We start from the raw sequence: 12,231 nt of genomic DNA on the forward strand, positions 1-12,231 counted from the left end.
TGAGTACTACTCAGCATCGCTCGCCACCCGCAGCACCTCCACGGGCCGCGCCCGGTGCTTCCCGGCGCGGCCCGTCAGCCCGTCCGGCGGGCGTTGAGCCGGGCGGCCTGGCGCGTCAGGTGGTCGCGCTCGGCGAGGTCGGGTGCCTTCCGGGCCGCCTCGGCGTACATCCGTGCCGCCGTCGCGAGGTCGCCGTCGCGCTCGTGGAGGTACGCCGCCACCGCGGTGTGGCGGGGCAGTGAGCCGTCCAGCGCGGCGAGCGCCGCCAGGCCGGCGCGCGGGCCGTCGGCCTCGCCGACGGCCACCGCGCGATTGAGCCGGACGACCGGGCTGTCGGTCAGGCGCGTGAGCTCGTCGTACCACTCCACGATCTGCACCCAGTCGGTCTCCTCGGCAGTGGGCGCGTCGGCGTGGAGCGCCGCGATGGCGGCCTGGGCCTGGAACTCGCCCAGCCGGTCGCGGGCGAGGGCGGCCTGCAGGATCCGCACGCCCTCGGCGATCGACTCGGTGTCCCACCGGCCGCGGTCCTGCGCGGCCAGCGGCACCAGACTGCCGTCCGGAGCGGTCCGGGTGGCGCGCCGGGCGTGGTGGAGCAGCATCAGGGCGAGCAGCCCCGCCACCTCGGGATGGTCGATCGCGGCCGCGAGCTGCCGGGTGAGCCGGATCGCCTCGGCGGCGAGGTCGACGTCGCCGGAGTAGCCCTCGTTGAAGACCAGGTAGAGGACGCGCAGCGCGGTGGCGACATCGCCGGGGTGGTCGAAACGCACCCCGGAGACGGTGCGCTTCGCCCGGCTGATGCGCTGGGCCATGGTCGCCTCGGGCACCAGGTAGGCCCGGGCGATCTGGCGGGTGGTCAGCCCGCCGACGGCGCGCAGCGTGAGCGCGACCGCCGACGACGGCGTCAGCGACGGGTGGGCGCACAGGAAGTAGAGCTGGAGCGTGTCGTCCACCGCGGGCGCGGGCCCGGGCGCCGGCTCCTCGTCGACCACGTCCTCGCGCCGCCGACGGGCGGCGTCCGAGCGGGTCGCGTCGAGGAACCGGCGCCAGGCCACGGTGACCAGCCAGCCCTTCGGGTCCCGTGGCCGGCCGGCCGGCCAGACACGGACCGCCTCGACCAGCGCGTCCTGCACAGCGTCCTCGGCCGCCGCGAAGTCGGCTCCGCGGCGGACGAGGATGCCGAGCACGCTCGGCGTGAGGCTCCGGAGCAGGACCTCGTCCACGTGAGAGCTCACTCCGTGATGGTGGGCGGCGCGGCCAGGAACGGGCGCACCTCGAGCCACTCGTGGATCGGCTTTCCGCCCGCCCCGGGCGCGGCCGAGAGTTCCCCGGCCAGCTCGACGGCGCGCTCGTAACTGTCGACGTCGATCACCATCCAGCCGGCGATGAGGTCCTTGGTCTCGGCGAACGGCCCGTCGGTGACCGGCGGGCGGCCCTCGCCGTCGTAGCGGACGAACGTTCCCTCGGGGGCGAGCGCCTGACCGTCGACGAACTCGCCGGTCCCTTCGAGCCGGGCCGCGAAGTCCTGCATGTACTGCACGTGGGCCGAGATCTCCTGCGGCGTCCACCGGTCCATGGGTACGTCGTTGACCGCGGCCGGGGCGCCGCGGTAGTGCTTGAGCAGCAGGTACTTGGCCATGATGGTTCTCCTCGGTGCTGGTGCGGCCCATCCTGGCCGCCTTCACTGCTGGGACGGAGCCGGACACGGGTTCTCGACATCCCCGCCCGATCTTTTCCGGCTCGTGTGGACGAGCCCGGTCCAGCCGTCTCGCGGTGTCCGGTTTACGGCGTGGCGCGGGGGCGGGAGGGGGCCGGGGGAAACGGGCCGGTCCACGAAGTGCCGTAAATCCGGTTGCCCGCCGCACCGGCCCGCTGCTGTAATCCCGGCATCACACGTATCTACCCGGAGATGATTGTGCGCCGAGCTTCTGAGTCCGCCCAGACAGGAATTGACCCCTCTCCCAAGGACCTGAAGCTCCGTGCATACTTTGAATCTGGGAATTCTGGCGCACGTCGACGCCGGTAAGACGAGCCTGACCGAGCGGCTTCTGCACGCCGCCGGAGTCATCGACGAGATCGGCAGCGTCGACGACGGAAGTACGCAGACCGATTCGCTGGCGCTGGAACGGCAGCGCGGCATCACGATCAAGTCCGCCGTCGTCTCCTTCGTGGTCGATGACATCGCGGTCAACCTGATCGACACACCGGGGCACCCCGACTTCATCGCCGAGGTGGAACGCGTCCTCGGCGTGCTCGACGGTGCGGTCCTCGTCATCTCCGCCGTGGAAGGCGTCCAGGCACAGAGCCGCGTCCTCATGCGGACCCTGCGTCGGCTGCGCATCCCCACCCTGGTCTTCGTCAACAAGATCGACCGCGCAGGGGCGCGGTACGGAACCCTCCTGGGGAGCATCGCGGAGCGGCTGGCCCCCGGCATCGTCGCCATGGGCGGCGCCGAGGGTCTGGGGACCCGCGACGCCCGCAGCGCGCCCTTCGCGGCCGATGACACCGCGTTCACCACCGATCTCGTCGACCTGCTGACGAGCCGCGACGACGCCCTGCTCGCCGCGTACGTCAACGCCCCGGAGACCGTCTCGTACCGCAGGCTCCGCGACGCACTGGCCGCCCAGACCGGACAGGCGCTCGTCCACCCGGTGTTCTTCGGCTCCGCCGCCACCGGCGCGGGCGTCGCCGAACTGATCGCGGGCATCACCGAACTGCTGCCCACGGCCCAAGGGGACGCACAGGCCCCCGCGTCGGGCACCGTGTTCAAGATCGACCGAGGCCCGGCGGGGGAGAAGGCCGCATACGTCCGCATGGTCTCCGGAACGGTGCGCACGCGGGACGTGCTCACGTTCCGTGGCGCGGACGGCCGGGAGAGCGTGGGCAAGGTCTCCGCGATCGGAGTCTTCGACGGTGGCGCCGAGGTCCGCAGCACCTCGGTCGGTGCCGGCCGCATCGGCACGCTCCATGGGCTCGGCGACATCCGCATCGGTGACACGATCGGCGAAGCGGCCGCGAAGCCGGTGCGTCACCACTTCGCTCCGCCGACCCTGGAGACCGTCGTCGTGCCCGGTCGCGACACGGACCGGGGCGCGCTGCTCCTCGCGCTCGGCAGGCTCGCCGAACAGGACCCGCTGATCGGGCTGCGGCAGGACGACGTCCGGCAGGAAGTGTCCGTATCGCTCTACGGCGAAGTGCAGAAGGAGGTCATCCAGGCCACCCTGGCGGACGACTTCGGTGTCGACGTCACCTTCCGCGAGACCACGACCATCTGTCTGGAACGGCCCGTCGGTTCCGGCGCGGCGTTCGAGATCATCGACAAGGACCCCAACCCCTTCCTGGCCACCGTCGGCCTCCGTGTGGACCCCGCACCGACCGGCAGCGGAGTGGAGTTCCGGCGAGAGGTGGAGCTCGGTTCCATGCCGTACTCCTTCATGCGGGCCGTGGAGGAAACCGTACTGACCACACTGGATCAGGGAATTCACGGCTGGCGGGTCACGGACTGCACCGTCACCATGACGCACTCCGGTTACTGGCCGCGGCAGAGCCATTCCCACGCGGTATTCGACAAGACGATGTCGAGCACCGCAGGTGATTTCCGCAATCTGACACCGCTCGTGCTGATGAGCGCACTACGACGTGCGGGCACCACGGTGTACGAGCCGCTGCACCACTTCCGTATCGAGCTCCCCTCCGACACCTTCGGCACCCTGATGCCCGTGCTCGCCAGGCTGCGTGCCGTGCCTGGCACACCCGACATGAGCGGGACGACCTGCGTCCTGGAGGGGGAGATCCCCGCCGCCCGGGTGCACGAACTCCAGCAACTGCTGCCCGGGCTGACACGCGGCGAGGGCGTGCTGGAGTCCGCGTTCGCGCAGTACCGCCCGGTCGTCGGCCCCGCCCCGGAGCGGCCGCGTACGGACAACGATCCGCTGCACCGAAAGGAGTACCTGCTGCGCACATCGCGCGGGGGGGCGGCTGGGGCGTGCGGGGGGGGGGCGGGCCCGGCCGGGCACGCCCCCGATCCACCTGCGCTGTCCGCTACTTCAGACAGGGGCCGGCGGTCCCGGTCTTCCCCGGCGCGGCGTTCTGGAATGACGGAGTGTCCGTGCGCGTTGCCGCGTTCATGACCTTCTTTGTTGACGTGACAGTGCGTGGCTACGAACTCGACACCCAGGGGCACCTGAACCAGGCCGTCTACCTCCAGTACGCGGAGCACGCGCGGTGGGAGCTGCTGCGGGCCGCGGGTCTGCCGCAGGAGAAGCTGCTGGCCAGCGGCGTCGGCCCGGTGGCACTGGAAGTGACGGTGAAGTACGCCAGTGAGCTGCGCGGCGGCGACAAGGTGCGGGTGACCTGCGCGTTCATCTACGGGGCCGGGAAGTCCTTCCGGATCGCGCAGCAGATCATCAAGGAGGACGGCACGGTCGCCGCGGAGGTCACCGGTGTGGGAGGCATGCTCGATCTGACCGCTCGCAGGCTGATCGCGGACCCGGCGGGCCACCTCGCGTCGCTGGCCGAGAACCCGGAACTGCTTGGCGCCTGAACTGCTCGGCGCCTGAAGCGGCGGCCCGTTGGCCGTCCGCCCGGTCAGCGAATCGGCTCGCCCGCCGCCAGGCGCTCCGTCATCCTCCGGAGCCTGGCGGACCGGACGGCCGGTGTCCGCGCCGTCGCAAGACGCAGGATCACCAGGTACCGGGCCGACTTGCCGAGCTGCTCGAAGTGGCGGGCGGCCTCCGCGCTGCCGGCCAGCGCCGCTTCGAGGTCGGCGGGCACGACGGCCTCGCTCTGCGAGGGGTACGCCGCGGCCCACCGCCCGTCCGCCCGGGCCGCCCGTACCTCGGCGAGGCCCGGCTCGCGCATCCGTCCGTCCGCCGTCAGGGCCTCGACCTTGCGGACGTTGACCAGGGACCAGGTGCTCCGGGGCCGGCGGGGCGTGATCTTCTGGAGGTAGTACGTCCCGTCGTACGACTTGCGCTGTCCGTCGATCCAGCCGTAGCAGATCGCGTTCTCGATCACCTCGGCCGCGGTCACCGATGCGACGCCCGACGCCTTCTTCGCGATCTTGATCCACAGCGCGGTCCGGGTTCCGTGGTGGCCGTCGAGCCAGGACTCCAGATCTGCGGCCCGCGCGAAGAACAGCGTCTCCGGGGCCGTCGTCTCCGCCGCTTCTGTCTGCATGGCCGCCTCCGGGAGAGCCTGGATGTCGCCGTCATGCGACACGGTAGGCGCCCATCAGGACTGTTTCTGTCCTGATGGGCGCGCCCGGGCTGCTGCCGTGCGCCCGGCAGCCCTGCATCGGGACCGGTTTCCGCCGGTTTCCTCGGGGCGAGCCCGAAGCGTTCGTCGAACATTGAGGCCCCCACGCCGCCCGTGACCGTGAGGTGGTCCTGCGGGCCGTCGATCCGGCGGTGACCACCCTCTGATCGGCTGATTGCGGAGTGTGGGTGACATGTTCCGCAGGGTGACGGGGGATGCGTGGGAGGTCTGTTCCCGGTCCCGGAGCGGGCGCGCCCCTGGATGTCCCTCTGCCGTGCCCTGACCCGCCCCGTCCCGGCCCACGCCTGGGCCGGGGCGGGGCGGAAGGCGAACACACAGAGGCGGTCGCCGTCCACCCCCCCACTCCCACCCCAAGGAGAACTCATGCGCCTGCGAGCCCGCTGGGCACCAGCCGCTCTGCTGCTGGTCATTCCCCTGACCGGCTCCACCCCCGCCACCGCCGACACCGGTCCGACTGCCGTACCCGTACGGCAGTCGGACCGTGCCGTCGTCGGTCAGTACATCGTCACGCTCGCTCCCGGACTGGCACCGGACGCCATGGAGGAGGAGTTCGGCGTCCGCCCGCTGTTCACCTACCGGAGCATCCTCAACGGCTTCGCGGCAGCCCTGAGTCCGGCTCAGCTCTCCACGGTACGCGCCATCCCCGGCGTCGAGTCCGTCGAGGAGAACGGTGAGGTCACCACCGGCACGAGCGGTCCGCCGTCCGCTGGGGCACCGTCCGTCATCTCGCGTGCTGTGCCAGGCAGTTGGGGCCAGGACCGGATCGATCAGCGCGGGCTGCCGCTCGACCGGGCGTACAGCCCGGCCGGTACGGGCAAGGGCGTGACGGCCTACATCGTCGACACCGGGATCGACGCCGGGCACAGTGAGTTCGGCGGGCGGGTGACCTTCGGGTACGACGCCGTCGGCGACGGACGGCAGGGCCAGGACTGCAGCGGGCACGGCACCCACGTGGCCGGCACCGTCGGCGGTACGACGGTCGGCGTGGCCGGCTCCGCCTCGCTCACCACGGTGCGGGTGCTGGACTGCCAAGGCAGGGGGACGTGGGCAGGGATCCTCGCCGGGCTGGACTGGGTCGCCAGGAACGCCCAGCAGCCCGCCGTGGTCAACGCCTCGCTGGGCGGCCCCTCGTCGGCCGCGGTCGACGAGGCGGTCGGCGCGCTGTGGGACCGCGGCATCCTCCCGGTCGTCGCAGCCGGCAACGACAACGAGGACGCCTGCGACGTCTCCCCGGCCGGTGCGGACCGTGTGGTCACCGTGGCGGCATCGGACGCCTCTGACCGGCAGACGGACTTCAGTAACTGGGGCGAGTGCGTCGAGCTTCACGCCCCGGGCGCGGCCATCGTCTCCGCCCGGCCCGGCGGCGGTCACCAGCCGCTCGACGGCACCTCCATGGCCGCCCCGCACGTCGCGGGCGTCGCCGTCCTCCACATGGAGAAGAGCCCAGACGCGTCACCGCGGGAGATCGCCGACCGGCTCGGCGACGAGGCCACGGCGGGTGCGCTCTCCGGCCTGAGCCCGGGATCGCCCGACCGGCTCCTCTACACCGCCGGGCTCTGACCGGTCCCGGCCCGGGACGCACCGGCCGGGCCGCGCAGCCGAACGCGCGGCCCGGCCTCGTGGCAGAGTGGAAATATGGACGATCTGAACGCCCTCGCCGTCGAGCACCTGGCCCTGGCCCGTACCTCCCCGCACGGCCGCAGCGCCCACCTCCTGCTGCGCGAGGACACCCTCCGGCAGACGGTCATCGCCCTCACGGGCGGGTCGGCCCTCGACGAACACAATGCTCCGCCCGCCGCATCCCTCCAGGTGCTGCGCGGCGCCGTGCGCCTCACCGCACCCTCCGGCGACGTGGAACTCGCCGCAGGGTCTCTGCACCCGATCCCCCAGGAGCGGCACGGGCTGCTCGCCCTGGAGGACGCGGTCGTGCTGCTGACCGCGGTGAACGACTGATCCCGCTCCGCGTCGGAGTGCCGCCGTCAGGCCGGCGTGATCCTGACTGTGAGCACGTCCCTCAGCGGCCGAACGGGCCGGGGGAGGCGCGGTAGCGGGCGACCACGGGCATGGTCTCGCTCAGCGCGCGGGCACTGTCGTTGTGCGCGTCGCCCAGGGGCTGCCCGCGCCACTTCCTGTCCGGGTTGGAGAACTGCCCGACACCCGTGCAGTCGCCGCACGAGGACCCGTACGCCATGATCGTGTGGTACTTGCGGTCCGGGGTGATCCAGCCCGTGTTGTACGGCCGGTCCTCGCTCGCCCTCATCCCGCCGGCCGGATCGGTCGCTATCGTCGTGCGGTCATGGGCGAGGCCCAGGTTGTGCCCGATCTCGTGGCTGACCGAGTCCAGTGCGATTCCCTCGACATCAGCGACCGAATACGCCATTTCGCTGGAGGTCTCGCTGAGCGTGGACGTGTAGTCCGCGATGCCACCGCCCTTTTCCCGCCGGTTCACCATGAGGGCGACGAGATCGGCGGCGAACCGTTCCCGCAGCTGGTGTGCGGGCCCGCCCAGCGTCGGATCGTCCCTGTCCTTGAGCCGTTGGTGCGCAGAGGCGAAGTCCTCCGAACCCTCGTACTGGGTCGCCGTGTAGGCGTGGGTGATCCGGATGGACCCGCACACCCCGCTCCGCTTGAGCGAGCGGTTCATCCGGATGGCGATCTGCTGCGCGGAGGCGTAGACGCGATGGCGCCCGCCGACCTCGGTGGCGGCCTTGGGCGTGTAGACCACCATCACCTCGACGACGGGACAGCGGGCGAGGGCGGGGCCGAGAGCGGGGGCGGGGCCCGCGAAGCCACGGCTCACCGGGGGGCTCTGGGGGGATACGGCGCAGAGCGAGGCTCCGACGGTCGCGGCCAACGCGATCCGGAGGGCGGTCGAGCGCATGTGGGGATTCCTTCTCGGCGCAGCGGGAGAGGGCGGTGGCGATGCGAGTTGATCACCATGGGTAGTGCATGTCTAACAGGTGGTGAGGAGGGTGTGCTGGCGCGAGGGTGTGGAACGAGTGAAATTCACCCCGACCGCCGACCGGGGGGCGAGGTATCCCTCATCCTGGCCGCTTGCCGCCAACCGGCCGCCGTCACCACCGAGTTGGCCCCTGTGGCGACCACTGGATGCGCAGACGGTCCGGCACGGCCCGCCGGCCGTCGACCCGGACCCGTTCCCGGCCGTCGCCGACGTCTTCCCCCACTGGCAGCGACGCCTCAACTGGCCTCTGTGTCACAGGAGTTAACCCGCGTGGCCGAAATCGCTGCCGCGTCCACCCCCTGCGGAGTGAGCTCGTTGGGCCCCGCTCCGTACGGGCCGCCGATCCGGGGGTGTGGCGGCAACCGGCTGGGCAGGTACAGAGGTGCGAGCCCGGCGAGGGCCGGGGAGCCGGTGCGGAGGGGCGGATGATGTGACGGAACAGAGCGCATGGCGATTTTCCGACGACCGGGGGCAGGTGTCTACAGCCGCGCGGCGTCCGGTCCGGATACTCGCGTACCTCCAGGCCGGAGCCACCCTGTGGGACTACGGGGTGAGGCCCGAGGGGATCTTCGGCTCCGGCCACGACGGTCCCGCACCCGACCGGGCGAAGGCGGGCGCCCTGCCTCTGGACTCGGTCGACTACGTCGGTGCGGGGGGCGCCCTGGACATCGAGACCCTGCTGCGTGGCGCGCCGGACCTGGTCGTCGCCGTTTCCTACGGCGGCGGACAGGTCTACGGGCTCGCTCCCGAGACCGCCAAGCATCTGGAGGAGCGGGTCCCGGTCGTCGTGATCGACGTGGGCCGGGCACGCGGCTTCGCCGCGATCGGTGACCGGTTCGCCGACCTGGCCCGCTCACTCGGAGGTGAGCCGGCCCCGGCCGACGACAGGGAGTCGGCTGCGGCAGGAGAGCGGCTGCGGGCGGTCGCCGCCGTGCAGGACCGGCCCCGGGTGCTCGCACTCTCGCCGGCCGGCCGGGACGAGGTCCACCTCGCCCGCCCCGGGATGTGGCCCGAGCTGCGGGTGCTTGCCGAACTGGGGGTGAACCTGGTGGAGCCCGCCGAGGGGCCCGGCGCCAGTTGGTCCACCGTCGGCCGGGCGCACGCGGCGGAGCTGCGGCCCCATCTCGTCCTCGCGGACGTCAGGGCACACGCCACCCCGTTCGACGCCTTCGCGGCGGCACCGGGCGGACCGGCGCTGTGGGGGACGGCGCGCGTCGTGCCGTGGAACCCCGAGCCGCCTTGCAGCCCACGGGCCCACGCCCGCTTCCTGACTCTCGTGGCGGACGCCCTGGAGGCGGTGGGGGGCGGGCGCTGAGACGGGCGCGGAGGGCCTCCAGATCTCCCGAACAAATTTTGCAAAAATACTTTGGGAAAGAGGGTGGCTCGCTCTAGGCTGCCGCCATGGACAGCGACGAGCAGCACCGCGTACTCGATCCCGAACGGGACGCGGCGGCACTGAAGGCCCTCACCCACCCCCTGCGCATCCGGCTGCTCGGGCTGCTGCGGCAGCACGGCCCGGCCACCGCGAGCGAGCTGGCGGCCCGGACGGGGGAGACCTCCGCCTCCACCAGCTACCACCTGCGGGTGCTGGCCAAGTACGCCTTCGTGGTCGAGGCGGAGCACCGCGACAGCCGGGAGCGCCGCTGGAAGTCCGTGCACACCCTCACCTCGTGGAGCAACGAGGCCATGCACGCCACGCCCGGCAGCCGGGCCGCGCTCGGGACGCTGCGCCGCCGGCAGATCGAGCACCTGCAGAGCGCGCTCGCCCAGCACGAGGCGGACATGGAGGCCGGACGGCTGGGGACGGAGTGGCAGGAACCGTCGAACGTGAGCGACCTGCTGCCCCGGCTGACACCGGAGTCCCTCCGTGAGCTGTGGACCGCCCTCGACACCAAGCTCGCCGAACTGACGGCGCGCGACGCGTCCGACCCGAGGGCCGAACAGGTCGTCCTGGTCACCGCGGGGCTTCCCCTGGCCGACGGTGGTCCCGCCGCTGTTGCCGGGGCGCGGGACACGCACCCGGAAGGCGCCTCGTGACCGCCAAGAGCTCCGGGCCTTCCCGGAGACCTCGTACGGCGCCGATACCCGACGAACGGACCGCGCGGCGCCGCTTCGTGACCGTGTCGTTCCTCTTCTGGCTGCCCCTCGGCCTGACCATCGCCCCGCTGGTGCTGCTCTTCACCGAGCGGGGCATGACCCTCGCCGCCGTGGCGGGATTCCTGGCCGCCCACTCCCTCACCGCCGCCGCTCTCGAACTCCCCACCGGCGGCCTCTCCGACGTCATCGGCCGCCGCACCGTGCTGGCCAGCGCCGGGCTCCTCAACCTGGCGGCCCTCACCCTCCTCGGCATCGGCACGGCCGCCTGGGTGCTCACCGTCGGCATGGTCCTGATGGGCGCCGCCCGCGCCCTGTCCAGCGGACCGGCCGAATCCTGGTACGTCGACACGGTTCAGGCGAACTCCGGGCCCGACGCCGCCCTCCGTACGGGCCTGGCCCGCGCGAGCGCCGCCTCCTCGGCCGCGCTCGCCGCGGGGACGCTCCTCGGTGGCGCTCTGCCCTGGCTGCTCGGGCTCGTCCCCGGCCTCGCCGACGGACTGCGCACGTCCACCTCCGGCCTCGTCCTGCCGCTCTCCGTTCCGGTGCTCCTGGGCGCGGTCGTCGAGATCGTGTTCGTGCTCTACGTCCTGGTGGCCCTGCCCGAACCGCCGAGAGCGCCGGCCACCCTGCGCGGTGTGCTGCGCGGCGTCCCGGTCACGGTCGCGGACGGACTGCGGCTCGGCACCCGCGACGCACTGATCCGCAGAATCCTGCTGAGCGCGGGTGCGGCGGGCACCGCGCTGGCCGCGATCGAACTGCTCACCCCCGGACGGGCCGCCGAACTGACCGGCGCCGCCGAGTCCGGTGCCGTGCTCTTCGCCGGACTCGCCTCGGCCGGGTTCGTCTGCTCCGCGCTGGGCAGTCATCTCGCGCCGCTCGTCGCCCGGCTCGCCGGCAGCGGCGAGCGCGCCGTCCTGGCGGGGCTCGCGGCGGGCGCGACCGGTCTTCTGCTGCTCGGCGCCACCGTGACCTCGTCCGGCGTGGTCCCCGTGGCCCTGGCCGTCGTCGGATACGGGCTGGTGTACCTGGGGCTCGGAGCGGCGGGGCCCAGTGAGAACGAGTTGCTGCACCGGCGGGTCGGGGCCTCGGGCCGGGCCACGGCCCTCTCCGTGCAGTCGCTCTCCCTGCAACTGGTGGGCGCCGCGGCCGGGCTGGCCGTCGGCGCGCTGCCAGCCGGCCCGCTGCCGTGGCTGCTCGGCGCCGCCGCACTGCTGGCCGGGGCCCTGCTGTGGACCCGCCGCCCGGCGCCCGCCGATGAGCCGCGGGAGAGCCGCCCGGCGGTGGAGGCCGCCGCCCTGGACCCGCTCTGACCACCAGAGGGACCGGGCGCCCCGCATCCCCCGCATCCCCCCGCACCCCCCCGCACCCCCCGTACGGACGCGTGCGATCGCGCGGTCCGCTCCTGTTCGCGAGGCTGGCCGGAGCCGAAACCGTACGTTCCCAGGAGCAGGCATGCAGCAGGACAAGCACCCCTCGTACCGCCCCGTGGTCTTCCGCGACCGGTCGGCCGGTTACGCCTTCCTGACCAGGTCCACCGCGTCGAGCGAGCAGACCATCGACTGGGACGACGGCAACAGCTATCCCGTGATCGACGTGGAGATCTCCGCCGAGAGCCACCCCTTCTTCACCGGCAAGGCCCGGGTCGTCGACACCGAGGGGCAGGTCGCCAAATTCGAGCGACGGTACGGGGAGGAGGGCGGCCAGGACGCCTCCTGAACCCGCTCCGCCACCCTGCGCACCCGAGTCTCCCGGCCCTCGTCCCGAGCGCCGGGAGATTCTGGCTGTCACTTCCCTTGATACAGCCGGCCAACCGCTCGTAAGTGACGGTCGACCGCCCGCTGATCGAACGCTCGTCGGTCTGACCGCGAATCAGTCCGACGGGATTCCTCACCCGTGTC

General features: G+C 72.4%; 12 protein-coding genes. 8 read left to right on the top strand and 4 right to left on the bottom strand.

The features are described from left to right. Positions 1-74: 74 nt before the first annotated feature. Complete coding sequence (locus tag ACFWSK_RS00685; protein WP_383780771.1) at positions 75-1,220, bottom strand: RNA polymerase sigma factor; 1,146 nt, start codon at positions 1,218-1,220, stop codon at positions 75-77. An 8-nt stretch (positions 1,221-1,228) separates the two neighbouring features. After that, positions 1,229-1,636 carry a YciI family protein gene (locus tag ACFWSK_RS00690; protein WP_383780001.1) on the bottom strand — a complete coding sequence of 136 codons (408 nt, stop codon included), beginning with the start codon at positions 1,634-1,636 and terminating at the stop codon, positions 1,229-1,231. A 340-nt stretch (positions 1,637-1,976) separates the two neighbouring features. Here ACFWSK_RS00690 and ACFWSK_RS00695 point away from each other — a divergent pair, with 340 nt between their 5' ends. Further along, positions 1,977-4,127, top strand: a complete 2,151-nt coding sequence (locus ACFWSK_RS00695; RefSeq protein WP_383780004.1) for a GTP-binding protein — start codon at positions 1,977-1,979, stop codon at positions 4,125-4,127. Then, on the top strand, positions 4,124-4,540 hold the full coding sequence (locus ACFWSK_RS00700) for an acyl-CoA thioesterase (protein ID WP_383780774.1): 417 nt from the start codon (positions 4,124-4,126) through the stop codon (positions 4,538-4,540). Before ACFWSK_RS00695 ends, ACFWSK_RS00700 begins: the two co-directional genes overlap by 4 nt. Positions 4,541-4,584: 44 nt before the next feature. Here the strand turns inward: ACFWSK_RS00700 and ACFWSK_RS00705 are convergent, their stop codons facing one another. After that, positions 4,585-5,175, bottom strand: coding sequence for a YdeI family protein (locus ACFWSK_RS00705; RefSeq protein WP_383780007.1), 591 nt, complete (start codon positions 5,173-5,175; stop codon positions 4,585-4,587). 462 nt (positions 5,176-5,637) lie between these two features. On the opposite strand from ACFWSK_RS00705, the gene ACFWSK_RS00710 reads away from it, so the two are divergent. Beyond that, positions 5,638-6,834, top strand: coding sequence for a S8 family peptidase (locus ACFWSK_RS00710; protein WP_383780011.1), 1,197 nt, complete (start codon positions 5,638-5,640; stop codon positions 6,832-6,834). A gap of 75 nt (positions 6,835-6,909) precedes the next feature. Next, a complete protein-coding gene (locus ACFWSK_RS00715; protein WP_383780013.1) occupies positions 6,910-7,227 on the top strand; it encodes a cupin in 318 nt (105 codons plus the stop codon). Between the two features lie 61 nt (positions 7,228-7,288). Here ACFWSK_RS00715 and ACFWSK_RS00720 read toward each other — a convergent pair whose 3' ends face one another. Then, the gene (locus ACFWSK_RS00720; RefSeq protein WP_383780016.1) at positions 7,289-8,155 is read right to left on the bottom strand and encodes a M12 family metallo-peptidase; all 867 of its coding nucleotides are present in this window, start codon (positions 8,153-8,155) and stop codon (positions 7,289-7,291) included. A 511-nt stretch (positions 8,156-8,666) separates the two neighbouring features. Between ACFWSK_RS00720 and ACFWSK_RS00725 the strand changes: the two genes are divergently transcribed. The 4 genes from ACFWSK_RS00725 (at position 8,667) to ACFWSK_RS00740 (ending at position 12,049) form a co-directional block, all read left to right on the top strand. Beyond that, positions 8,667-9,551: an ABC transporter substrate-binding protein gene (locus ACFWSK_RS00725; RefSeq protein ID WP_383780018.1), complete on the top strand. Its 885-nt coding sequence runs from the start codon at positions 8,667-8,669 to the stop codon at positions 9,549-9,551. Positions 9,552-9,637: 86 nt separating this feature from the next. After that, the gene (locus ACFWSK_RS00730) at positions 9,638-10,273 is read left to right on the top strand and encodes a helix-turn-helix domain-containing protein (RefSeq protein ID WP_383780021.1); all 636 of its coding nucleotides are present in this window, start codon (positions 9,638-9,640) and stop codon (positions 10,271-10,273) included. After that, the gene (locus ACFWSK_RS00735; RefSeq protein WP_383780024.1) at positions 10,270-11,643 is read left to right on the top strand and encodes an MFS transporter; all 1,374 of its coding nucleotides are present in this window, start codon (positions 10,270-10,272) and stop codon (positions 11,641-11,643) included. Before ACFWSK_RS00730 ends, ACFWSK_RS00735 begins: the two co-directional genes overlap by 4 nt. Positions 11,644-11,785: 142 nt before the next feature. Beyond that, complete coding sequence (locus tag ACFWSK_RS00740; RefSeq protein ID WP_383780027.1) at positions 11,786-12,049, top strand: type B 50S ribosomal protein L31; 264 nt, start codon at positions 11,786-11,788, stop codon at positions 12,047-12,049. Positions 12,050-12,231: the final 182 nt, after the last annotated feature.

The organism is Streptomyces sp. NPDC058620 (genome assembly GCF_042717135.1).
GTDB lineage: Bacteria > Actinomycetota > Actinomycetes > Streptomycetales > Streptomycetaceae > Streptomyces.

What these genes read in the sequence shown, in the direction of transcription:
- ACFWSK_RS00690 (WP_383780001.1), bottom strand. Translation starts at nt 1,636, where the DNA reads ATGGCCAAGTACCTGCTGCTCAAGCACTACCGCGGCGCCCCGGCCGCG.
- ACFWSK_RS00700 (WP_383780774.1), top strand. Translation starts at nt 4,124, where the DNA reads ATGACCTTCTTTGTTGACGTGACAGTGCGTGGCTACGAACTCGACACC.
- ACFWSK_RS00705 (WP_383780007.1), bottom strand. Translation starts at nt 5,175, where the DNA reads ATGCAGACAGAAGCGGCGGAGACGACGGCCCCGGAGACGCTGTTCTTC.
- ACFWSK_RS00710 (WP_383780011.1), top strand. Translation starts at nt 5,638, where the DNA reads ATGCGCCTGCGAGCCCGCTGGGCACCAGCCGCTCTGCTGCTGGTCATT.
- ACFWSK_RS00715 (WP_383780013.1), top strand. Translation starts at nt 6,910, where the DNA reads ATGGACGATCTGAACGCCCTCGCCGTCGAGCACCTGGCCCTGGCCCGT.
- ACFWSK_RS00720 (WP_383780016.1), bottom strand. Translation starts at nt 8,155, where the DNA reads ATGCGCTCGACCGCCCTCCGGATCGCGTTGGCCGCGACCGTCGGAGCC.
- ACFWSK_RS00730 (WP_383780021.1), top strand. Translation starts at nt 9,638, where the DNA reads ATGGACAGCGACGAGCAGCACCGCGTACTCGATCCCGAACGGGACGCG.
- ACFWSK_RS00740 (WP_383780027.1), top strand. Translation starts at nt 11,786, where the DNA reads ATGCAGCAGGACAAGCACCCCTCGTACCGCCCCGTGGTCTTCCGCGAC.